Annotated in this window: 23 protein-coding genes; 6 read left to right on the forward strand and 17 right to left on the reverse strand. The window is 37.9% G+C overall.

Annotated elements, in window-relative coordinates:
• Window positions 1–20: 20 nt before the first annotated feature.
• The 4 genes from ANA7108_RS0119485 to ANA7108_RS30325 all read right to left on the reverse strand — a co-directional run bounded on the left by ANA7108_RS0119485 (window position 21) and on the right by ANA7108_RS30325 (window position 3624).
• Window positions 21–1157 carry a serine/threonine-protein kinase gene (locus tag ANA7108_RS0119485; protein WP_016952498.1) on the reverse strand — a complete coding sequence of 379 codons (1137 nt, stop codon included), beginning with the start codon at window positions 1155–1157 and terminating at the stop codon, window positions 21–23.
• A 418-nt stretch (window positions 1158–1575) separates the two neighbouring features.
• Window positions 1576–2448 (reverse strand): bile acid:sodium symporter family protein, encoded by an 873-nt coding sequence (locus tag ANA7108_RS0119490; RefSeq protein ID WP_016952499.1) that lies wholly within the window; start codon window positions 2446–2448, stop codon window positions 1576–1578.
• Window positions 2449–2465: 17 nt separating this feature from the next.
• Window positions 2466–3479 (reverse strand): tRNA-dihydrouridine synthase, encoded by a 1014-nt coding sequence (locus tag ANA7108_RS0119495; RefSeq protein WP_026104315.1) that lies wholly within the window; start codon window positions 3477–3479, stop codon window positions 2466–2468.
• Window positions 3370–3624, reverse strand: a complete 255-nt coding sequence (locus tag ANA7108_RS30325; protein WP_016952501.1) for a hypothetical protein — start codon at window positions 3622–3624, stop codon at window positions 3370–3372. The genes ANA7108_RS0119495 and ANA7108_RS30325 overlap by 110 nt, the downstream gene beginning before the upstream one ends.
• A gap of 43 nt (window positions 3625–3667) precedes the next feature.
• Here ANA7108_RS30325 and ANA7108_RS0119505 point away from each other — a divergent pair, with 43 nt between their 5' ends.
• Window positions 3668–3949: a BrnA antitoxin family protein gene (locus ANA7108_RS0119505; RefSeq protein ID WP_016952502.1), complete on the forward strand. Its 282-nt coding sequence runs from the start codon at window positions 3668–3670 to the stop codon at window positions 3947–3949.
• Window positions 3950–3998: 49 nt separating this feature from the next.
• Here the strand turns inward: ANA7108_RS0119505 and ANA7108_RS27695 are convergent, their stop codons facing one another.
• The 6 genes from ANA7108_RS27695 to ANA7108_RS27700 all read right to left on the reverse strand — a co-directional run bounded on the left by ANA7108_RS27695 (window position 3999) and on the right by ANA7108_RS27700 (window position 6794).
• Window positions 3999–4247 carry a hypothetical protein gene (locus ANA7108_RS27695; protein WP_016952503.1) on the reverse strand — a complete coding sequence of 83 codons (249 nt, stop codon included), beginning with the start codon at window positions 4245–4247 and terminating at the stop codon, window positions 3999–4001.
• A gap of 41 nt (window positions 4248–4288) precedes the next feature.
• Window positions 4289–4717, reverse strand: a complete 429-nt coding sequence (locus tag ANA7108_RS0119515) for a hypothetical protein (protein WP_016952504.1) — start codon at window positions 4715–4717, stop codon at window positions 4289–4291.
• Window positions 4710–4925, reverse strand: coding sequence for a hypothetical protein (locus ANA7108_RS0119520; RefSeq protein WP_016952505.1), 216 nt, complete (start codon window positions 4923–4925; stop codon window positions 4710–4712). The genes ANA7108_RS0119515 and ANA7108_RS0119520 overlap by 8 nt, the downstream gene beginning before the upstream one ends.
• A 129-nt stretch (window positions 4926–5054) precedes the next feature.
• Window positions 5055–5546, reverse strand: a complete 492-nt coding sequence (locus tag ANA7108_RS0119525; RefSeq protein WP_016952506.1) for a hypothetical protein — start codon at window positions 5544–5546, stop codon at window positions 5055–5057.
• The gene (locus tag ANA7108_RS0119530; RefSeq protein WP_016952507.1) at window positions 5536–6399 is read right to left on the reverse strand and encodes a hypothetical protein; all 864 of its coding nucleotides are present in this window, start codon (window positions 6397–6399) and stop codon (window positions 5536–5538) included. The genes ANA7108_RS0119525 and ANA7108_RS0119530 overlap by 11 nt, the downstream gene beginning before the upstream one ends.
• A gap of 17 nt (window positions 6400–6416) precedes the next feature.
• On the reverse strand, window positions 6417–6794 hold the full coding sequence (locus ANA7108_RS27700; protein WP_202804352.1) for a prevent-host-death family protein: 378 nt from the start codon (window positions 6792–6794) through the stop codon (window positions 6417–6419).
• Between the two features lie 269 nt (window positions 6795–7063).
• Between ANA7108_RS27700 and ilvA the strand changes: the two genes are divergently transcribed.
• The 3 genes from ilvA (at window position 7064) to coaBC (ending at window position 10085) form a co-directional block, all read left to right on the forward strand.
• On the forward strand, window positions 7064–8575 hold the full coding sequence (gene ilvA, locus ANA7108_RS0119540) for a threonine ammonia-lyase, biosynthetic (RefSeq protein WP_016952509.1): 1512 nt from the start codon (window positions 7064–7066) through the stop codon (window positions 8573–8575).
• A 45-nt stretch (window positions 8576–8620) separates the two neighbouring features.
• Window positions 8621–8809, forward strand: a complete 189-nt coding sequence (locus ANA7108_RS0119545) for an RNA-binding S4 domain-containing protein (RefSeq protein WP_016952510.1) — start codon at window positions 8621–8623, stop codon at window positions 8807–8809.
• 64 nt (window positions 8810–8873) lie between these two features.
• Window positions 8874–10085: a bifunctional phosphopantothenoylcysteine decarboxylase/phosphopantothenate--cysteine ligase CoaBC gene (coaBC, locus tag ANA7108_RS0119550; RefSeq protein ID WP_026104316.1), complete on the forward strand. Its 1212-nt coding sequence runs from the start codon at window positions 8874–8876 to the stop codon at window positions 10083–10085.
• A 38-nt stretch (window positions 10086–10123) separates the two neighbouring features.
• Here coaBC and ANA7108_RS29085 read toward each other — a convergent pair whose 3' ends face one another.
• Window positions 10124–10546, reverse strand: coding sequence for a PIN domain-containing protein (locus ANA7108_RS29085; protein WP_016952512.1), 423 nt, complete (start codon window positions 10544–10546; stop codon window positions 10124–10126).
• A gap of 2 nt (window positions 10547–10548) precedes the next feature.
• Complete coding sequence (locus tag ANA7108_RS0119560) at window positions 10549–10809, reverse strand: type II toxin-antitoxin system Phd/YefM family antitoxin (protein WP_016952513.1); 261 nt, start codon at window positions 10807–10809, stop codon at window positions 10549–10551.
• Window positions 10810–11016: 207 nt separating this feature from the next.
• Between ANA7108_RS0119560 and ANA7108_RS30585 the strand changes: the two genes are divergently transcribed.
• Window positions 11017–11574, forward strand: a complete 558-nt coding sequence (locus ANA7108_RS30585) for a hypothetical protein (protein ID WP_016952514.1) — start codon at window positions 11017–11019, stop codon at window positions 11572–11574.
• A 69-nt stretch (window positions 11575–11643) separates the two neighbouring features.
• Here ANA7108_RS30585 and ANA7108_RS0119570 read toward each other — a convergent pair whose 3' ends face one another.
• From ANA7108_RS0119570 to ANA7108_RS0119595, 5 genes are all read right to left on the reverse strand, one after another.
• On the reverse strand, window positions 11644–12081 hold the full coding sequence (locus tag ANA7108_RS0119570; protein ID WP_016952515.1) for a hypothetical protein: 438 nt from the start codon (window positions 12079–12081) through the stop codon (window positions 11644–11646).
• Between the two features lie 185 nt (window positions 12082–12266).
• The gene (locus ANA7108_RS0119575; RefSeq protein ID WP_016952516.1) at window positions 12267–12491 is read right to left on the reverse strand and encodes a type II toxin-antitoxin system HicB family antitoxin; all 225 of its coding nucleotides are present in this window, start codon (window positions 12489–12491) and stop codon (window positions 12267–12269) included.
• Window positions 12492–12558: 67 nt separating this feature from the next.
• Window positions 12559–12963: a hypothetical protein gene (locus ANA7108_RS0119580; protein ID WP_016952517.1), complete on the reverse strand. Its 405-nt coding sequence runs from the start codon at window positions 12961–12963 to the stop codon at window positions 12559–12561.
• A gap of 136 nt (window positions 12964–13099) precedes the next feature.
• The gene (locus tag ANA7108_RS0119590) at window positions 13100–16267 is read right to left on the reverse strand and encodes an efflux RND transporter permease subunit (RefSeq protein WP_016952519.1); all 3168 of its coding nucleotides are present in this window, start codon (window positions 16265–16267) and stop codon (window positions 13100–13102) included.
• A 59-nt stretch (window positions 16268–16326) separates the two neighbouring features.
• Window positions 16327–17640: an efflux RND transporter periplasmic adaptor subunit gene (locus ANA7108_RS0119595; RefSeq protein ID WP_016952520.1), complete on the reverse strand. Its 1314-nt coding sequence runs from the start codon at window positions 17638–17640 to the stop codon at window positions 16327–16329.
• A 323-nt stretch (window positions 17641–17963) separates the two neighbouring features.
• Here ANA7108_RS0119595 and ANA7108_RS0119600 point away from each other — a divergent pair, with 323 nt between their 5' ends.
• Window positions 17964–20576, forward strand: coding sequence for a PAS domain S-box protein (locus tag ANA7108_RS0119600; RefSeq protein ID WP_016952521.1), 2613 nt, complete (start codon window positions 17964–17966; stop codon window positions 20574–20576).
• Window positions 20577–20658 lie beyond the last annotated feature (82 nt).

Raw genomic sequence — 20658 nt, forward strand, 5'->3', positions numbered from 1 at the left:
TTTGCAATGCTTACCCCAAATCAACCATTACCCAAAAACTTAGCTCTCATTTCCTCCAAATCTTTGTCTATAGCATCATTATTCGTAGGCATAGATGTAGGATTAGATGGTTGTGGTGGAACATTTTGCGGTTGTACCTTACCACCTGTAAAATGTGTTTTTAGTTCCAGTAATTCTTTCTCAATTTCAGGAGAAGTTTGAGAAACAAAGGTCGGTGGAGAAGTTGTTGATGCTTGGGTAACGGGTTTAGTAATTATTGTGGGTGGGATAACTGCGGGAGTTTGAATATTTAAAGCTTTTAGAACTTCATCGGTTGTTTGGTAACGACGACTGGGAATACTTTCTACCATTTTGTCAATAATCTGACTCAATTCTTGACTTACTGGAGTTTTGAGATATTGTCGCCAAATCCAAGTAGCATTATGAGTATCATAGCTATCGAAGGGCGATCGCTCTGTTAAAAGATTAATACAAGTTACGCCTAAACTATAAATATCACTAGCGAAAAGCGCCCTGCCGCGCATTTGTTCTGGGGCGACATATTCGGGACTACCTATACTTGTTCCAGTGTGGTTCAGGGATGTAGCGGTGGCAGATTTGGCTGCCCCAAAATCTACAATAACTAGTTTATGATCACTACCTCGACGAATAATATTCTCTGGCTTAATATCTCGATGTATGACTTGTCTTGCATGACAAAATTGCAGCACTGGTAATAAATCATTCAGTAATTGGCGAATCTGCGTTTCATTAAAAGCACCTTTATTTGTTAATTCCTGGGCTAAGTTTAGTCCGTCTATAAATTCTTGCACTAGATACTGCCTGTCATCTTGGCTACAATATGCTAGAAGTGCAGGAATTTGGGGATGTTGTCCCAATTCGTCTAACTGTACTGCTTCTTGGTTAAATAACTCTACGGCTTTTTGTACCGTGTTTGTACCTTGGGCTTGAGGATAAAATTGCTTAATGACACAGGGAGGTTTTGAGGGTTTATCCTCATCCACAGCTAAAAAAGTTCTGCCAAAACCACCTTGTCCTATGGGTTTGATAGCACGGTAGCGTTCTTTGAGGAATAATTTTGTACCACAAGTCAGGCAAAACTTGAGATCATCAGGGTTTTCCGGTTTGGAACAATGGGGATTAAGGCAGTAACTCATAGAGAAATAACTCGTACTTATCTTTATTGTGCCTTGTAGCTGGGTTGTTGGAAACTTGCTCAGATTTTGGGGTGACTACTCGCAATTGAGGATAAGCGATCGCTTATCAGTTAAAATTTTCTTACAGGACTTACGCAACTGGCACATTGGTACGGTGCGTCAGATATCAACAATCTGTTTATTTACAGGATTTATGCAGTCTGACGCACCCTACAACAGATTTTTAGTGTGACACGCAGCTTTAGTCCTATCTTACTTTGCTGAATCAGGAGATGATTGAGGCTGACGCGGGGACATAGAGACGCGGGGACGCGGTGATTATATATTGATGGAGATTCTCAAATCATCCCGCAATTATGCAACGCTAAATCTTCTTATTTGCTATCGGCCATCATTCTATTTTAGTCTCTAGAGGTTGCTAAATCGGACTAGTTGCAGCCAACTTTCGCCCGTAAGCAATAGCAATCAAAGCTGTCACATTCTCAAATAAACTGTAAATCGCAGCCGGTACAGCCATATCAGGATTATTGAGTAGACTGGCGGTTATAGCGATCGCTAGTGTACCACTTTGAACCCCCACTTCAATGGCAATGCAGATTTGCTGAGGAGGATTGAGTTTAAATAGTTTGCTAACATAAAACCCGGCCAATATTGCGATAGTATTCAACAGCACCACAGCAGCCCCTACTTGGACAATAAAGCGGGGGAGATTATTCCATTCATGAATAATCAGTAGCACAGCAATTATTGCCAAGAAAGCAACTGCTAGGCGGTTAGTAATTTGTTCCAAACGACGCGCAAGTTCTGGTAATATTTGTCGAAAACCCATTCCTAAGCCGATAGGTAGAAGCATCATCAGAAAAATTCGTAGTATAGTTGCACCAATGGGTAAGGCTATGGCGGCTGTTTGTCCGATGAAGTGCTGATATGCAAGGTTGCCCAAAACGGGAATTGTAAAGACTGTAATTAGACTGCTACAAGCTGTCAGCGTGACAGAGAGTGCAACATCACCTTTAGCGACGAATGTAATGATATTTGAGGTTACGCCACCTGGACACAGTGCTATTATCATAAACCCCATAGCGATCGCAGGTTCCATGGGGAAAATGTTAGCAATGACAAAAGCAATTATGGGTAAAAAGACTAACTGACTAATCAAGCCAATTGAGACAGCTTTGGGATACTTCTTTACACGTTGGAAATCTTCTGGAACAAGAGATAAACCCATTCCTAACATAATGATAGCCAAGGCTATCGGTAAAACAACCGCACTCAGAAAGCTGGCTTCCATAATTAATTTTGGATGAATTACACAATCAAAGATGGTGCTAGGGCTAAAGTTTTCGTCAGATCAACAAGCAGAAAGCGATCGCACAAGTCAAATAATTCTACCTCGCTCTGCACCCGTCGCATCAATCGCAGAAAATCACCTTCAGTATCAACACTTAAAGCAATGTAGTTAAGGAACATTTTTAGGTAGCCTACCCGCGCCCGTTCGGGCATAGTTGACGCTGTGGGAGTTTGGTATAAACGATCAATATATTTGCGTACTTCGACTAAAGGAACAGGCGTAATCTCCTCTCCTCTCAAAGCCTGACGAATTTGATTAAAAACCCAAGGATTACCAATCGCCCAGCGTCCTACCATCACACCTGCTGCACCGGTTTGGGAAAGTACTTCCAGGGCTGTTGTCGCTGAGTTGATATTGCCATTAGCAAGCACTGGACAATTAACCCGTTTCACCGCTTCTGCAATCAAATCATATTTAACTTCTCCGTGGTACATATCTTTAACCGTGCGACCATGTAAACTCAGTAAATCAATATTGTGGCGATTGATTATATCTAGTATTTGGTAAAAGTTATCGGTATTTTCAAAGCCTACGCGCATTTTCACAGTTAAAGGTTTATCATTCACAGCAGCACGCAGTTCTCCCAAAATCTGCTCGACTTTTTCCGGTTCTCGCAACAATCCACCACCAACATTTTTGCGATAGATTCTCGGCGCTGGACAGCCCATGTTTAAGTCTACTCCCGCGATATTGTATTTGCAGAGTTCCTTGGCTGTTCTTACTAAATCGGGAATGCTTTCGCCAATCATTTGAGCAAAAACGGGGCGACCGGTATCATTTTCGGTGATTGCTGCCAGAATTTTACGATTGAGCCGGGAAGTATCATTGACGCGGAAATATTCGGTAAAGAAGTAGTCAGGACTACCGTAATGGGCAATGACTTTCATAAACCAGAGGTTTGTCACATCCTGCATAGGTGCAAGAGCGGTGAGAGGAAGGTCTGGCTGAAGCGATTGGGGGAGCAATATCATTGTTTTGAGATTTAGCTGCTTGTAAGACTTCTAACATAGTATTTGCAGCATCGAAAGCATCATAAGGCGACCAAACTGAATATGATTTATCCGGTTTAATTAAGTGAGTTTCTTCTTGTGCTAGTTCAGATATCAAAACCTGCATGGTGATGTAATTAGAATTATTTCAGCACGAAAGGCAAATCGTTATGAACGAAAAAAATTTGAAGAATATCTCACGTACTAATTGGCAAGCTTTAGATTCAATGTCAGATGAGGATATTGACTATTCTGATATTCCTCCATTAACTGATGAATTTTTTGAAAGAGCAACTCTGCGAATTCCCGCAGCGCAAGCAAAAAATGTGATTCAATTAGAACCTGATGTAATAGCTTGGTTTAAAGCTCAAAATACAGATTATCAAACAGCTATTAATGAGATTTTACGTCGTCATATTGAAAGTGGTGGTAGTAATAAACAAGCTGCTTGATCAATTATAGTGTTGGTGAGGAAGAGATATTGCAAATTCATCCTATCATCTAGTGAGAAATGTCAGAATCAGGATTTACAGGATTTAGCTGATAATGTTTATTTTCAAAATCCTCAATTAGTTTTACCAATAATTCCAACAACATATTTTCTTCTGGCGTGAGTTGAGGACGAGAAAGTAAATCTTCTGCAATTGCTAAAAACTTCTCGTTTTCTTCTTCAGTTTTGATAACTTGCGGTTGATACTGAGACAGTAATTTGCTGTAAGCTTCTGAATTATATGGATGCTGCTCTTTCATAGCTGAATTTATCTTCATAGCATAGGAGATATAATGCTTTATTATTCAACAACTTTTTGTTTCGGGTTAATCTCAAAATATAACTGTGAGCGATGAAAGCAAACATCAAATTCCATAAAAAAGTTTACTTGTCCTAAAAGTAGGGGAACATTAGTAGCTTTTGTCCAAGCAAACACAATTTGTACAGGTTCAAATTGTCCAAATATAGTATTAATAACCACTGCACGAGCTTCATACTGAGCTAAATTTCCTGTTAAGCTTAAAGCTGTTGTTTGTTGCTCCCAAATACACCCAAGTTCAATACCCACTGGATAAGGTAATACATTTACCATTGCACCTGTATCTAGTAAAGCAGAAATTTGTAGTGAGCGTTTTTGATATGTTAGTCTTAGTGGAAGATGTGGACGAAACCCAGCCTCACCTAACTCTGGAGCAACGGTAATAAAAGGATATCTTTCAGGATTAGTCATTGTTTTGAGATTTAGCTGCTTGTAAGACTTCTAACATAGTATTGGCAGCGTCGAAAGCATCATAAGGCGACCAAACTGGATAAGATTGATCAGGTTTAATTAAGTTAGTTTCTTCTTGCGCTAGTTCAGATATCAAAACCTGCATAATGTACAGTTTATCTGCACGGCTGAGAGTATGTAGGCTGTTGAGTAGTTCTGTAGAAACCATTTAAAAATCTCCAGGATTTCAAAGAGCGATACCTTTGTTAAGCATTGCTAATGCACTTTTAAAACTAAGTTTTCGTAGTAGGGTAGGAGCGATCTTGTTAACAATTTAGCAATAAACATTGAGTTGAAATTACAATCCTTCAAGATATAGTTTTTGAATCTGATATGCGATTTTTCTAACATCAGATAATGGTACTGGAATTCCCAAGGTTTTATAATTCTTGTTAGGTACAGTTCTTTCTGTAAGTAATAGATGCTTTTGCCAAACAAGTGATCTCAAATTACCAGGCTGAATTATGATAATTTCTTGTTGTGGTATCAAAAATATCCAATAATCAGCCTGTGAAGTCCAGCCCCAACCAGGTATATTCTTGATGTCAACTGCAACTGTCTCAAAGAAAATATTTCCTGTGCGTTTTGCTGCCATATCATACTTGTACTCTACAGTGGCAGAAGTTCCATCTTGTCGTTCTATAATGCGATCAATGCCTATTTCCTGATACCGAGCTATAGCTGAAACATCTGTAACTTTATAGTTACTTTGAAGCCACTGATCTATTATTTGTTCACCCTGCTTACCCAATGATCTTTGGGTTTTAAAATCGTAATATTTAGTCAGCATAGATATGAGGAATATAAAGTTGTACACCTTCTTGTCCTTCACGACAAATTGGAATACCTGCCCAACGAGATAACCAATTAATCAAAGCTCTGACAGATTTAGCTCTTCTGGGTAGAGTTGCACCACCACAGCTATCTAGTGAGCAATCTTTTATTACATCACAAATTAGTTCTAGGGTTAACTGTCTTTCTCCTCTGGTAGTTTCAGAAATAATTATTTGAATTGGCACAAATCCTAGTAAAGATTCAGCAAATAAACGATATCTAGTATTGCTGTCAATAGTTTTGGCAATTAATTCTCCTTTGTCTGTAAGTCTATATTTACATAATTTTTTACCAAATTTCTCAAATTCTAATAGCCCTATTTCTGTTAAGAAATCACTGAAATAGTATCCACGACGAGCAATATCTTTTACTTTAGTTGCCTGACTACCCATCAGTAAACCTAAGTCATGAGGTGTTGTCACACCATGAGAAACATTTTCAATTGCTTTGATATATTTTTTAGGATCTCCAATTTGAGGAATTGAATATTTTTGAATTTCAATATTACTTAAATCCTCAAAATTTTGTTGCCAGTCGATTGAGTAAGACATTTGGTAAAAAGCATAAAATTTTACAATTTTTAGTTCTGAAGACACTGTATAGACGAGCTTAAATGTTGTACCTTGTAATTCATATAAAATTCCCATTACTCCAGGTTGAAAACCACAATTAGCCCCTGCTATTTCACCAGTTTCTTTGAGTTTTTTCAGTGCGTCCTGAATTTCTTCCTTTAATTCAAAGTCAACAAAAGTATCTAAGTTGGAAAAAATAGTTTTTATTTCTTGATTTTGGTATTCAAATCTGTACATAAATCTTAAAAGCTCCTCTATGATACATGGGTTTGAAATTCATTTGAGAAAAACAAAATATTCTCTGTATTACCAATAAATGGCAATGATAGATAAGGTGTTAACCGAGGGCTTACAAAAGCTACAACCCTACGATTATGAAATGTAAGATATATACAATCTATACCTGATTGTAAAATTTCCCAAGCACGAGTCAATTCATCACGAAATTTCGTTAAGGGCATTTCTTCAAATTTTGTTATCAGTGAATTACCCTCTTCATCTACAACACTATCAAGATCACCAAGAGGTAACAAGAAAGCAGCTATTTCACCATAATGAGTTGATACAATCCTTAAATTTCCCAGCTGAACTTGTCGTCGCAACTTAGGTATCTTGACTCTCAATTCACTCATTGGAATTTGTTTAAAAATCTTAGTCATAAGTTTTGAGAAGCTTATAGCTGATGCTCATAGCTCCATTGCGAACCAACAATTTCTATGGTAAAGGATTTTTTGAATATGTCAATAAAAAAATTTTACGTTTTTTACGTTTTTAGTGTGTAAAGCTTATATCATAAGGAATACAGCAATATAAAGTAAACTCTCCCATCACAAAAACCCATCCACCCCAACTACCCAACAAGCGGTAGAATTAACAACCAACCCCAATTGCACCCCTTGATATGTATTGCGACTACCTGGTACAAATCCTCACCGCCCGCGTCTATGATGTAGCCCAAGAAACACCACTGGAATATGCCCCCAACCTCTCCGCAAGACTGAATAACAAACTCCTCCTGAAACGGGAAGATATGCAGTCTGTCTTCTCCTTCAAACTGCGGGGCGCATATAACAAAATGGTCAATCTCACCCCAGACCTACTTAAACAGGGTGTCATAGCCGCCTCTGCGGGGAATCACGCCCAAGGTGTCGCTTTAGCTGCCAGTCGCTTGGGAACAAAAGCCATCATTGTGATGCCCGTGATTACGCCCCAGGTAAAAATAAATGCCGTCAAAGCTAGGGGCGGAGAGGTTGTATTACATGGCAATAATTATGATGATGCTTACGCCCACGCCCGGCAACTGGAAGTAGAAAAAGGGTTAACCTTTATACATCCCTTTGATGATCCAGAAGTAATTGCGGGACAAGGAACAATTGGTATGGAAATACTGCGACAATATCAGCAACCTATTCACGCCATTTTTGTCGCTATTGGTGGTGGTGGCTTAATTTCCGGGATTGCGGCTTATGTCAAACGGTTGCGTCCTGATATTAAAATTATTGGTGTTGAACCTGTAGACGCTAACGCTATGTATCAATCATTGCAAGCTGGCGAACGGGTGCGGTTGTCTCAGGTAGGTTTATTTGCTGACGGTGTAGCGGTACGGGAAGTAGGAGAAGAAACCTTCCGGCTATGTCAACAATACGTAGATGAAATTATTTTAGTGGATACAGATGCCACCTGTGCAGCAATTAAAGATGTGTTTGAGGATACTCGTTCTATTTTAGAACCTGCGGGGGCATTAGCGATCGCAGGAGCAAAACTTTATGCAGAACGAGAACAAATTCAAAATCAAACTCTCATCGCTGTTGCTTGTGGTGCTAATATGAACTTTGATCGGTTACGTTTTGTGGCAGAACGGGCAGAATTTGGAGAACGTCGAGAAGCCATCTTTGCAGTCAGAATTCCCGAAGAAAGAGGTAGTTTAAGAAAGTTTTGTGAATGTATTGGTAAACGCAACCTCACAGAATTTAACTATCGCATTGCTGACAACAAAGAAGCACATATTTTTGTGGGTATGCAAATAGAAAATCGTGCTGACGCTGCAAAAATAGTAGAAAATTTTGAATCTCACGGATTAATAACCATAGATTTAACAGATGATGAATTAACAAAACTGCATTTGCGTCACATGGTAGGAGGACATTCTCCTCTTGCAGAAAATGAACTCCTTTATCGTTTTGAATTTCCCGAACGTCCAGGTGCATTAATGCAGTTTGTAACTTCCATGTCTCCTGATTGGAATATTAGCTTATTTCATTATCGAAATAATGGTGCAGACTATGGAAGAATTGTGGTAGGAATGCAAGTTCCTCCCCATGAAACAGTAGAATGGCAATCATTTTTAGATACTCTCGGTTATCGCTATTGGGACGAAAGTCAAAATCTCGCATATCAGCTATTTTTAGGTTGAAGCATCATATCCCCACGCAGTAAATTACTTTCGATAATTAACAAAATGATTAAACTCGATCAGTTCTTAAAATTAGTAGGTATAGCCTCAACAGGAGGTCAAGCAAAATTGATGATTGTTGATGGTGAAGTTCAAGTCAATGGCGAAGTTGAAACTCGACGTGGTAAGAAATTAGCAGCAACAGACCAAGTAACAGTTAATGGTCGAATTTTCAAAGTTGGAGATGTAATTTAATGTTGGCAATGCTACGAATCATTCTTAAAAATAGGCTAACAAATTACTACCATAAAATCAGAAAATGCTATCATCTGTAAGTCTAAAATTGAGACGAGTTCTTATTTGTGTGGGTGGCGGTATAGCTGCCTATAAAATATGTGAATTAGTTTCCACTCTATTTAAATCTGGGGTAGAAATACGAGTTATTCTCACTAAATCTGCTCAAGAATTTATCACACCTTTGACTTTAGCAACTTTATCCCGTCATCAAGCTTACACCGATGATGATTTTTGGCAACCAATTTATTCCCGTCCTTTGCATATTGAGTTGGGTGAATGGGCTGATTTAATTGTGATTGCGCCTTTAACTGCTAATACTTTGGCTAAGTTAACTTATGGAATGGCGGATAATTTGCTGACAAATACCGTTCTCGCTTCTACTTGTCCGGTGTTGTTAGCACCAGCTATGAATACAGATATGTGGGAACAGGTAGCAGTACAAAGGAATTGGCGGCTGCTATTGACAGATAGTAGATTTTATGGTATTGGTACAGCATCGGGTTTATTGGCGTGCGATCGCATCGGTGCTGGTAGAATGGCAGAACCCGCCGAAATATTTGTTTATATTCAATCTTTATTACACACCCAAGGAATCAGAGATTTAGCTGGAAAGCAGGTTTTAATCAGCGCTGGGGGAACACGAGAATATTTAGATCCGGTGCGATTTATTGGCAATCCCTCAACTGGTAAAATGGGTTTAGCATTGGCACAGGCAGCACTGCACAGAGGCGCAAAAGTAATATTAGTCCATTGTCCAGCAAGTTGGGATGTACCTTTGGGAGTAGAAGCAATTGAGGTAATTAGTGCAGACCAAATGCAGCAGGTGATGTTAGAGCATTTAGCCAATGCAGATATCATTATCATGTCAGCCGCAGTTGCAGATGTAAAGCCTAGAGATTATAGTACCGAAAAATTGCCCAAGCGATCGCTTCCTGAAAATCTACCCCTAGCAGCAGTACCGGATATTGTTGCTGAACTGGGAAATCGCAAACAACCGCATCAATATTTAATTGGTTTTGCAGCACAAACTGGAGATATTATTACTCCTGCAAAAGAGAAATTGCAAAGAAAGAAATTAGATACAATTGTAGCGAACCCTATTGATAAAGTTGATAGTGGTTTTGGTAGTGATAATAATCAAGCGGTGTTTTTAGATAAATCAGGAAGAGAGGTAGAAATTCCGGCCTGTTCTAAATTGGAAATGGCACATTATTTGTTTGATTTTGTTGTTTAATGGAATAAAATTATATCGTTCTTCCCACAACTACAAAATTAATTACTACTTAAATAAATCTCTACATTTCGAGTGTTCCATGTAGCAATCCCAATTCCAAAAAAATCTTGATCTTCCGTCCATATTGGACAATTTAAAGACAGAGAAAGAGCAACTATTGTCCAGTCTTTTATATCTCTTTCTTGTATTCGCCGTTTAGCATCATATTCATATTCACTATAAATTTCGTCAGCTATTGGTATGACTACCTTTGTTAGTTTTTCTATAGCATTTAAAAATGCATCTAATGGAAGATCCCGCTTTTGTAAAATTTTGGGTAAATGCTCATTTAACTCATCATAGCAGGAAGCGGGAGTAAAAAAACTACAGTTATAATTGTATTTATCTAATAAATTGGGAACACGTTCTGCTAATACTGCGCGAATGAGAATATTAGTATCTAAAACAATTAACTTTCTCATCGTTATATTGTACTTTCTCTAGCATTCTGGAAATCGGCAAATAATTCATCTTCACTAATACCTCTTGTTTCCAGCAATTGTTGGATTTTTTGTACTGCTTCTTGCAAAGCCATTAAATCTTGTTTTTGAGGAGTAGGTTGTGTTGGTATGTAGTAACCTATTGGGACTCCATGAGAAGTAATTGCGATTGGTTCAGATGTTTGTTGTGTGTATTTATGTAAATTAGCCCGAAATTCTTTGATTCCTACAGATTGGATGTCCATAATAGTGAATTGACAAAATGTGTACACTTGAGTACACTATAACATAAACTTTGACTTTTTGATAATAATCAAGCGGTGTTTTTAGATAAACAAGGAAGAGAGATAGAAATTCCGGCTTGTTCTAAATTGCAAATGGCGTATTATTTGTTTGATTTTGTTGTTTAATAGAATGAAATCACATTTTTATTTTTACTAGGATTTTTGAATATGACAGTGCATTTATCTCAAATTGGTATTCCTATTATTCGTAGAGGACAATCATTACTGGAAGAATATCCTCAAAATATTGTTGGTAGTTTTTGGGTAATGTGTGGTGCATATGGATTTTTTAATGATAAACCAATTCCTGATTGGTGGATTGATATTGATTCAGCACAGAGTATTATTAATGCTTCTGAACAAGGGTTGTTTATGGGAGGATATAAAAATGCTTTATACGCAGGATTTTGTATTATTGTTGTTGCAGATTCATTAAATCCTGTTAATTTATCTTATGTAATTGAAAACTTAAGAATGTTGGAAGGAGAGGGAATTAATTTATTAAGAATGCGGATGTATCTTCCACCCTTTGCGGATGATTTATCTGATATAGTTGGAAATTCATTACTATTTGATGGAATAGTACAAATACATTTAGATGATTTGCTGTTAGCGCAACGACACGCAAGTTTAAGTCTAGTAGGATGGCGGATTTTTGGCTCAATGGTTCGCTCAATTCTAGTTCGTGCTGGTGAGGATGAAGTAAAAATGCGGTCATCTATATAGTAATAATATTAGGGTCATTGATAACGACCCTAATATCTATCAATGAGAATTGTACTCATAAGCAAACCTCTAATAATTAAGAGGTCTTTTGATTGTAGTAGGATCGAGATTTACTTCATCATCCTCATCTACATCTATACCATCTTCTGGCATTAAAGGCTCGAAACTATTACGAGTTGGAAGTTCGGGTAAACCTCCTAACATAGCAATTGCTTCTATTAATAAATCAATACTCTCAACATCACGATGTTTTTGCACAACACGCACAGAGCTAGATATTACACGTAACCCTCCGCGCAAACGATCAACATCACGAGCTAAACCTAATAAACGTTGAAAATCCTGTTCTTCAAGAATGCGGTATTGTCCAGTTTTAGTAGTTAAAGTAGCAACTGTCCCACTTTTTACAGATTCAAGAGCTTTTCCACCTTCTGTGCGAAATTTTTCAAATGATGACCAATTTGGACCATTTTGTAAATTAAGTGATTTTTCTGCTGTAATTGCCATAGCTATATTTTCCCACCTCTGTTTTACCTCTCCTTGGGATTTTAGCTTATTTTCTTTGAAAATACATTGGTATTTCGTTGTGTAACCGTGGATAACAAATAAACACTATACTTGCGTAGGGAAATTACACGCTAATTTTTTAAGCGTAATTTTTCCTTTTTATTAGAATTGTAGCGCCGTGAAAATTACGCAACTTTCAAAGACTTGCCTAAAACGTGCGGTTCGGGAAGCGGTTCACCATCTGCTAAACATGACTCAATCAGCATTTCTAACACTTCCTGACCATTTTTTAAAGCTTCTTCGTAAGTTTCTCCATGAGTACAAGGCTGCATTACATTAGTAAAATCAGGCAGTGAAACTATATAACATTTATCTTCTTCAGACCATTGAATAATTATTGTATATTTCATTCTTTTGGTTTCTCCTGTTCATCTGCTTCAATCTTCTTTAGTTCATAGAAGTTTTAGAGTTTAATGACTAACTAATCGAATAAGGAATTGGTTTAATAAACTGGCTATTTGCACGCACAAAACATCGAATTTTTATATCTTCTGCACTACCTTCCTTGGCAACATATAACCACGGTTTACCTCGTTTATCTCGATAAATTTTTGGCGTTCCTACAATATTGATATTGTTGCCTTTTAAAAGCGATCGCACAACACGGTAATTTTCTCCAGCTTGAGCGCGGCAATTAAGTTTGTTAGTTACAACCCCCCACACCAAATGTGGAGATTGTTTCCCATTTTTAAACTTACTGAAAATTGATGTGTAGTCACCTTGTTTGTTTGCTTGAGGATATTGGAAATTAGGTTGAGCGACCGCTAATGTAGGAGCGAGAGAAATTGCTGTACTCAAAGTAATTGATAAAAGTGATTTCATTGTTTGTTTGGTTGAGGATATTGGAAATTAGGTTGAGCTATTGCTAATGTAGGAGCGAGAGAAATTGCTGTACTCAAAGTAATTGATAAAAGTGATTTCATTATCTCTCCTCCTTTGCGCCTTTGTGTGAGAAATCCTATTTATATAAAACCTTATTATCCTCACTTGCTTCCAAATGCTGATACTTGCGAACAGGTTGCAAACGCTGACGAATTTTGCCAATGATGATATAAAGAATTGGCACAATAAATAAACTTAAAAAAGTCGCCACAAACATTCCCCCAAATACAGCAGTACCCAGAGATTGACGACTTGCTGCACCCGCACCCGTCGCAATTACCAGAGGAAAAATCCCTAACAAAGTCGAAAAAGCAGTCATCAAAATTGGACGTAAACGACCTTTTGCCGCTTCAACTGCTGCTTTGGAAATTGATAAACCTTGTTGTTCTTGTAATTGATTAGCAAATTCCACAATCAAAATTGCGTTTTTACTTGCTAAACCAATTAACATCACTAACCCTACTTGGCAAAATACATCATTATTTAAACCTCGTAATGATTGTGATGCTAAAGCTCCCATAATAGCTAAGGGAACAGCCAGCATAATAATCAAAGGATCAACATAGTTTTCATATTGAGCAGCTAAGACCAAAAAGACGAAAACTAAACCCAAACCAAAAATGAGCGGTGCTTGTCCACCAGATTCTTTTTCCTGAGCGACAATACCCGACCATTCATATCCCATACTTGTAGGTAATATCTTTTTAGCTAGTTGTTCCATAGCTAAAGTTGCTTGTCCAGAACTAAAACCAGGAGCAGGAGAACCGTTAATTTCAATAGAACGAAATAAGTTGTAGTGATTAATAGTTTGCGCTCCCGTTGTTGGAGTTAATTTCACTAAACTATTCAAAGGAATCATCTGATTAGTTTCAGAACGGACATTTAATAAACCGATATCATCAGGATTGGAGCGAAACTGAGCATCAGCTTGGATATATACCCGATATGTGCGAGAAAGGTAATTAAAATCATTGACATATCGTGAACCCAAATAAGTTTGTAGGGTTCTAAAAATATCGTCAATGGAAACTTGCAGAGATTTAGCTTTATTGCGGTCAACTTCAATTAAAATTTGTGGTGTATTCGCTGTAAAAGTGCTAAATACAGCTTGCAGTCCTGGGGTTTGATTCCCCTGCATCATGAACTGACCAACCGTTTGCAGCATAGAATTCAAGCTGTTAGTGCCGGCTATGTCTTGTAACTGAAACTGGAACCCGCTAAAACTACCTAAGCCACGAATTGCGGGAGGATTAACTGGAAAGACTCTAGCTTCAGTAATTTCTGCGAATTTTTGTCTTAAATTGCCAATAATAGCTTGTACAGATTGATTTGGTTGTGTACGTTCATCCCAGGATTTGAGAGTTGTAAAAATTACGCCACTGTTAGCAGTATTCCCACTAAAACCAAAACCACCGATAGCGAAAGTACCTGTAATTTCAGGTAATTGGAGGATTTCTTTTTCTACCTCACTCATGACTTTGCTGGTGTATTGGAGTGAAGAACCTTCTGGACCTTGAATAATTGTAATGAAATAACCTTGATCTTCGTCGGGTAGAAATGATGAAGGTACGGTCATGTACAGCCAAGCTGTGACACCCAATAAACCAATAAATGCGATCGCAATGATCCCTTTGATTTTTGTCAGAAACCTTAAAGATCGCTCATATCCCCGGCTCATGGCTTCTAAGAACCAGTTAATTCGACCAAATACCCAACCTAAAACACCCCTAGGTACAGGTTTTTGCCGTAATAACAAAGCGGAAAGAGAAGGTGTGAGGGTCAAAGCTAAAAATGTAGAAATGGCGATGGAAAAGGCAATTGTCAGCGCAAATTGCTTGTAAATTTGTCCAGTTGAACCGGGGAAAAACGCCACCGGAACAAACACAGCCATTAGTACCAAAGAAGTCGCAACTACAGCCCCCGTTAATTGCGACATAGCTAAAGAAGCGGCCTTACGGGGTGGTATTCCTTCTTCTTGAATTAAGCGGGAGATATCTTCAACTACAATAATTGCGTCATCAACTACCATTCCTGTTGCTAGGGTCAAACCAAACATGGTCAAGATGTTGATAGAAAACCCAAAGGCTTTTACAAAGGCAAAAGTGCCAACTAAAGCCAGGGGAATAGTGATCACAGGAATTAAAGTAATGCGCCAATCTTGTAAGAAAATAAAGATGACAAGAATAACCAGAGCGATCGCTTCCAATAGCGTTTTTACAACTTCTGCTAATGACTCTTCTATAATCGTAGTGGTGTCAAATGCCACTTGATATTTCATCCCTGGGGGAAAGCTTAGGGACAATCGCGCCATTTCCTTTTTGACTGAATTCGCAACGTATAAGGAATTACTTCCCGGTGACGGAAATATCCCCAGCCCTACACCTTCATTCCCCTTAAAGCGGAGAAATGAGCTATAGCTTTGAGCGCCAAGTTCCGCCCTACCCAAATCTTTCAACTTAATCAAACTACCGTCAGCAGCAGTTTTGATCACTAAATTGTTAAATTCCTCAGCTTCTGTTAGCCTACTAACTGCCCTCAAATCAATTTGATACATCTGACCATCTGCGGCTGGCTGCTGTCCAATTTGCCCCGCACCCACCTGTAAGTTTTGTTCGTTGAGGGCATTAATAACATCATTAGTAGTTAAATTTCGACTAGCCAGTTTATTTGGGTCAAGCCATAGACGCATCGCATAGCGTCGTTCACCAAAAATCCGCACCTCACTGACACCTTTAATTCGTTTGAGGGCATCTACTACATATAAATCTGCATAATTACTTAAAAAGACATTATCTAGTTGTTTGTTATCACTATACAAACCCATCGCTAACAAAATATTGTTAGTCTGTTTACTCACAGTCACACCTGTTTGATTTACCGCTTCTGGTAACTGGGGTTCAGCTGCAGTCACGCGGTTCTGCACATCCACCGCTGCAATATCTTTGTCCTGAGAGGAATCAAATGTTACAGTAATGTTACTACCACCATCATTACTACTGCTCGAAGTCATATATTTAATGCCTTCGATACCATTAATCTGACGTTCTAAAATCGTCGTTACGTTACTTTCAACAATTTCTGCACTAGCACCCGGATAATTAGAACTAACAATAATCTGCGTTGGACTAATTTCTGGATACTGTGCGGTGGGCAATGTGGGAATACTGATTGCACCAACTAGCAAAATGATAATAGCGCAGACACTGGTAAATACAGGTCGCTTAATAAAGAAATCAACAAACATAGCTAATTAGGTGATAGGTGACAGGTGACAGGTGATAGGGAACAACTTAATTTGCCGGGTCACTCAGGAATTATTGGTACTCCATTTCTGAGATTTTGTACCCCTGAAACTATCAGTTGTTCATCTTGTTTTAATCCTTCAATTACTTGGTAATCATTACCTTTGATATTGCCTAACTTTACCTGTTTTTGTTTGGCTATTAATTGAGAAACACCGTTAGGAGATTTCTCTGTTTCGGCCACAAATACAAAAGTTTCCCCAGCTATTCGAGATATTGCTGTAGCAGGAATCCGAACTCCTGAACGCTGATTCCAAATCACTTTAGCCCGAATCATTTGATCTGCTCGCAACTGTCCTTCGGAATTATCATATAGTGCTTTAACTAATATTGATTGAGAGTTATTGGTAATATTGGGAGAAATAAAGAATATACTACTATTGGCTATAGTTTGACCTTGGGCGTTAATTAATGCCACTGGTAATCCTTGACGTAATTGAGTACCTTTTTCCAGTGGGATAGGAATTTTAACTTCTAAAGGTCGATTTTGAGTAATAGTAGCTAATGGTGTGGAAGTATTGACGAAATCCCCAACTTTCACAGGAATATCGCCAACAGTTCCCGTAAAGGGAGCAGTTATTTTATAATATTGAAGTTGGACTTGTTGTTGTCTAATATTGGCATCAGCTTGTTCTAAAGACTTTTCAGCTTGGGATATAGTAGCTAATTGGGCTTGAATTCGGGAATCTATCGCCCCAAGTTGGGCTTTTGCTGTCGCCAGTTTATTGGCATATAAATCTTCAGTTTGACGAGATACCGCTCCTTGTGCAGCTAATTCAGAATAGCGATTATAATCTAGTTGGTTTAATCGCACATCCGCAACATTTGCTAATCGTTCAGCTTGCAGAGATTTGAGAGTAGAGCGAGCATTTTCTAATTGTGCTTGAGAACCTTGACCAGCAGCAGATAAACTACTCACTGCGGCTTGTTGCTGTCTGGAATCTATTTGCAGAATTGCAGTCCCAGAAGCAACTGTATCTCCTGACTTCACAAATATTTGAGCAACTTGACCTTGAATTCTGGGTTGGAGATTGACTGAACGCCTAGATTCTAAACTAGCAATGTATTCTGTGCTATCCTCAATTGTGCCAGCTTGCACTGCCGATAGTTTTACTTTTACTCCCGGTGGTGGAGCATTAGCCGCTGCTGGATTCGGTTTTTCAGGAGTTAGCAATTTCCACGCTATAGCCGTTCCACCCCCAAGTATTAATACTAGAGCTAATAACAAACGTAGCCACCGCTGTGATTTGTTTGGTGGCTCAAATGAGGGTTGTGGAATATCTGGAAAATCTGCTTGAGGCTCAGGAGATGTCATAGGTTATAGAGAATTGAAGGAAGAAGTAATTAAAATTCCATCTGGATTATGTGCATGGATATTAAAATTACTTATTTGGTATGATGCACTAAAAAAAACTATGTGTTAGCTCATCCAATATACAGTATTTATAATTCTTTACAATCTACCGAAAGGTGAATTATTCTCTTCTTATAACTGTAGCTTTCCATAGTAGTCTGTCAACCAACCATTAAAAATTTATGAGAAGCTTGTGTAGTCTGCTTTTTTTAATTTTTAATTTTTAATACCGCTCTGTGGTATTAGAGTCAATCTCAGACCCTGAATAGGCAAACAACAAGACTATGAGTAGTGATTTTATCACTGTCAATAAAAATACTTATGACTCTCTACAACAGGAACTAGTAGAATTACGTCAGCTAGTACAAAGTTTAAGTCAGGGTCAGTTATCAACCTCTCAGGGTTATAACCAGGAGCAGATGGGTTTATTTATAGAATATACACCCGCGGCGATCGCTATCTTTGACCGTCAAATGCGTTATGTATTAGCAAGTCGTCGTTGGCGACAAGATTACAGATTGGGAGATGAGGAAATTATCGGCCGCTGTCATTATGAAGTTTTCCCAGAAATTTCCCCCTCTTGGCGAGAAATTCACCAACGTTGTCTAGCCGGCGCAATTGAACAATGTGAAGAAGAGTATCTTCAAAGATCCGATGGCACAACTGAATGGGTAAAATGGGAGATACGTCCTTGGTATCAAAATTCTACTGACATTGGTGGAATTATCATCATTACTGAGGTAATCACCACTCGCAAACAAGCAGAAATAGCCTTAGCTAATAGTGAAAGACGCTTAAGAGATATTACCACTAATATGCCTGGAGCAATTTTCCAATTCACCAACCGCAATGGTGTTTGGAAAGTAGATTATATGAGCGACTTCATCCGGCAATTGGCAGGAATTACAGCCAGTGAAATAATGCAAGATCTAAATAACTTTTTTGTTCTTGTCCATCCAGAAGATTTTAATAGTTATATGAGTTCGGTCATTGAAGCCCTAGAAAATTCTACCCCTTGGCACTATGAAGGAAGACTGGTACAACCTAATGGTGAAATGCGTTGGTGGCAAGGAGACTCAAAACCAACAAAAAATGAACAGGGAGAAATTATTTTTTGTGGAGTACTTTTAGATATTACTGCTCGTAAGCAAGCCGAAGAAGCACTCAAAACACTCAATGAAAATTTAGAAAATAAAATCCAAAAACGTACAGCCGAATTAAAAGAAAAAGAAGAATTTTTGCGGAGTATTTATGAGGGAGTTCAGGAAATTATCTTTGTGGTTAATGTTCTAGATAATTGTGATTTTTCCTATGCAGGTTGGAATTCTTCAGGAGAAAAATTAACAGGTATACGTCAAGCAGATATTCTTGGCAAAAAGCCGGAATATCTACATGGAGAAATAGAAGGTGCAGCAGTACGTCAACGCTATCAAACTTGTGTAGAATCTGGTGAAAGCATTAGCTATGAAGAATTTATCAATATTAAAAATGAACAGACTTGGTGGCTAACGACGCTCAATCCTCTTAAATCCAGTGATGGTAAAATTTATCGTTTAGTGGGGACAAGCACAAATATTACAGAGCGTAAACAAGCTGAAGAAGCACTGAAAGAAAGTCAGCATTTTATCCAACGCATGGCCGATTCCTCTCCTAATATCCTCTATATTTTTGATTTAGAAGAACAACGGAATGTTTACGCCAATAAAGAAGTTATTAATTTGCTTGGCTACTCTAAGCAAGAAATTCAACAGATGGGTTCAGATTTAATATCTACAATTACTCATCCAGAAGATTTAGAAAAAATTAAAGCACATTGGCAACGCTTTATCAATGCTGAAGATGGAGAAATTTTAGAAATTGAATATCGGATGATACAAGCCAATGGACAATACTGCTGGTTATATAGTCGAGATACTATTTTCAATCGTAATAATAATGGTCAAGTCAAACAAATTATAGGCGTATTAACAAATATCACAGAACGGAAAAATGCAGAAATAATCTTACAAAAACAAGCCAAAAACCTAGAAAATACCTTACGGGATCTCAAGCAGACACAAATCCAACTTATTCATAGTGAGAAAATGTCTTCACTGGGTAATATGGTTGCTGGGATTGCCCATGAAATTAACAATCCAATTAACTTTATTCATGGCAATATTTCACCAGCCAGTGACTACATTCATGAATTTTTAAGTCTGATTGAATTATATCAACAATACTTTCCTGAACCACCAGCAGAAATTCAAAAAAAAATTGCCGATATTGAACTAGATTTTCTGAAAACAGATTTAATAAAAATTCTTAATTCTATGAGTCTAGGAACTGATCGGATTCGAGAAATTGTACTTTCATTGCGAAATTTTTCTCGTTTAGATGAAGCCGAAATTAAAAGAGTAAATATTCATGAAGGTATTGATAGCACCTTAATGATTTTACACCATCGTTTGCAGCCAAAATCAAAGAATTCGGAAATTTATATAATTAAAAAATACGGAAATTTGCCATTAATTCAATGTTATCCTGGTCAACTAAATCAGGTGTTTATGAACATTTTAAGTAATGCTATTGATGCTTTAGAAGAAGCAGATTTATATCATCAGCCCAAACAAATTCATGTGATTACTGAAATGATTAATAGTGACAGATTAGCTATTCGGATCATTGATAACGGCATGGGAATTTCTGAAGAAATTATCTCCAAATTATTCGACCCATTTTTTACAACCAAGGATGTGGGTAAAGGTACAGGTTTAGGACTTTCGATTAGTTACCAAATTATAGTAGATAAACATCATGGCAACTTATCTTGTCATTCTACTCTAGGAGAAGGAACTGAATTTATCATTGAAATTCCTACTACTCAGCTACCAGTACAGAAGAATGTTGATTTTTAGGCTTAACTGAACACTCTTACGTTATAGATTAATTAATGTATCTAAAAAACCGGACTTGTTCTGGCTTAGTCTCAATAGCGAA

It is taken from the genome of Anabaena sp. PCC 7108 (genome assembly GCF_000332135.1).
Classification (GTDB): domain Bacteria; phylum Cyanobacteriota; class Cyanobacteriia; order Cyanobacteriales; family Nostocaceae; genus Anabaena.

Coding starts and splice junctions, on each gene's coding strand:
- ANA7108_RS27700 (WP_202804352.1), bottom strand. CDS start 6,794: ATGAGTGAATTGAGAGTCAAGATACCTAAGTTGCGACGACAAGTTCAG.
- ANA7108_RS0119575 (WP_016952516.1), bottom strand. CDS start 12,491: ATGAAATATACAATAATTATTCAATGGTCTGAAGAAGATAAATGTTAT.
- ANA7108_RS0119495 (WP_026104315.1), bottom strand. CDS start 3,479: ATGATATTGCTCCCCCAATCGCTTCAGCCAGACCTTCCTCTCACCGCT.
- ANA7108_RS0119545 (WP_016952510.1), top strand. CDS start 8,621: ATGATTAAACTCGATCAGTTCTTAAAATTAGTAGGTATAGCCTCAACA.
- ANA7108_RS27695 (WP_016952503.1), bottom strand. CDS start 4,247: ATGAAAGAGCAGCATCCATATAATTCAGAAGCTTACAGCAAATTACTG.
- ANA7108_RS0119485 (WP_016952498.1), bottom strand. CDS start 1,157: ATGAGTTACTGCCTTAATCCCCATTGTTCCAAACCGGAAAACCCTGAT.
- ilvA (WP_016952509.1), top strand. CDS start 7,064: ATGTATTGCGACTACCTGGTACAAATCCTCACCGCCCGCGTCTATGAT.
- ANA7108_RS0119580 (WP_016952517.1), bottom strand. CDS start 12,963: ATGAAATCACTTTTATCAATTACTTTGAGTACAGCAATTTCTCTCGCT.
- ANA7108_RS0119570 (WP_016952515.1), bottom strand. CDS start 12,081: ATGGCAATTACAGCAGAAAAATCACTTAATTTACAAAATGGTCCAAAT.
- ANA7108_RS0119515 (WP_016952504.1), bottom strand. CDS start 4,717: ATGACTAATCCTGAAAGATATCCTTTTATTACCGTTGCTCCAGAGTTA.
- ANA7108_RS0119520 (WP_016952505.1), bottom strand. CDS start 4,925: ATGGTTTCTACAGAACTACTCAACAGCCTACATACTCTCAGCCGTGCA.
- ANA7108_RS0119600 (WP_016952521.1), top strand. CDS start 17,964: ATGAGTAGTGATTTTATCACTGTCAATAAAAATACTTATGACTCTCTA.
- ANA7108_RS0119490 (WP_016952499.1), bottom strand. CDS start 2,448: ATGGAAGCCAGCTTTCTGAGTGCGGTTGTTTTACCGATAGCCTTGGCT.
- ANA7108_RS30325 (WP_016952501.1), bottom strand. CDS start 3,624: ATGCAGGTTTTGATATCTGAACTAGCACAAGAAGAAACTCACTTAATT.
- coaBC (WP_026104316.1), top strand. CDS start 8,874: ATGCTATCATCTGTAAGTCTAAAATTGAGACGAGTTCTTATTTGTGTG.
- ANA7108_RS30585 (WP_016952514.1), top strand. CDS start 11,017: ATGACAGTGCATTTATCTCAAATTGGTATTCCTATTATTCGTAGAGGA.
- ANA7108_RS0119595 (WP_016952520.1), bottom strand. CDS start 17,640: ATGACATCTCCTGAGCCTCAAGCAGATTTTCCAGATATTCCACAACCC.
- ANA7108_RS0119505 (WP_016952502.1), top strand. CDS start 3,668: ATGAACGAAAAAAATTTGAAGAATATCTCACGTACTAATTGGCAAGCT.
- ANA7108_RS0119590 (WP_016952519.1), bottom strand. CDS start 16,267: ATGTTTGTTGATTTCTTTATTAAGCGACCTGTATTTACCAGTGTCTGC.
- ANA7108_RS0119530 (WP_016952507.1), bottom strand. CDS start 6,399: ATGTACAGATTTGAATACCAAAATCAAGAAATAAAAACTATTTTTTCC.
- ANA7108_RS0119525 (WP_016952506.1), bottom strand. CDS start 5,546: ATGCTGACTAAATATTACGATTTTAAAACCCAAAGATCATTGGGTAAG.
- ANA7108_RS0119560 (WP_016952513.1), bottom strand. CDS start 10,809: ATGGACATCCAATCTGTAGGAATCAAAGAATTTCGGGCTAATTTACAT.
- ANA7108_RS29085 (WP_016952512.1), bottom strand. CDS start 10,546: ATGAGAAAGTTAATTGTTTTAGATACTAATATTCTCATTCGCGCAGTA.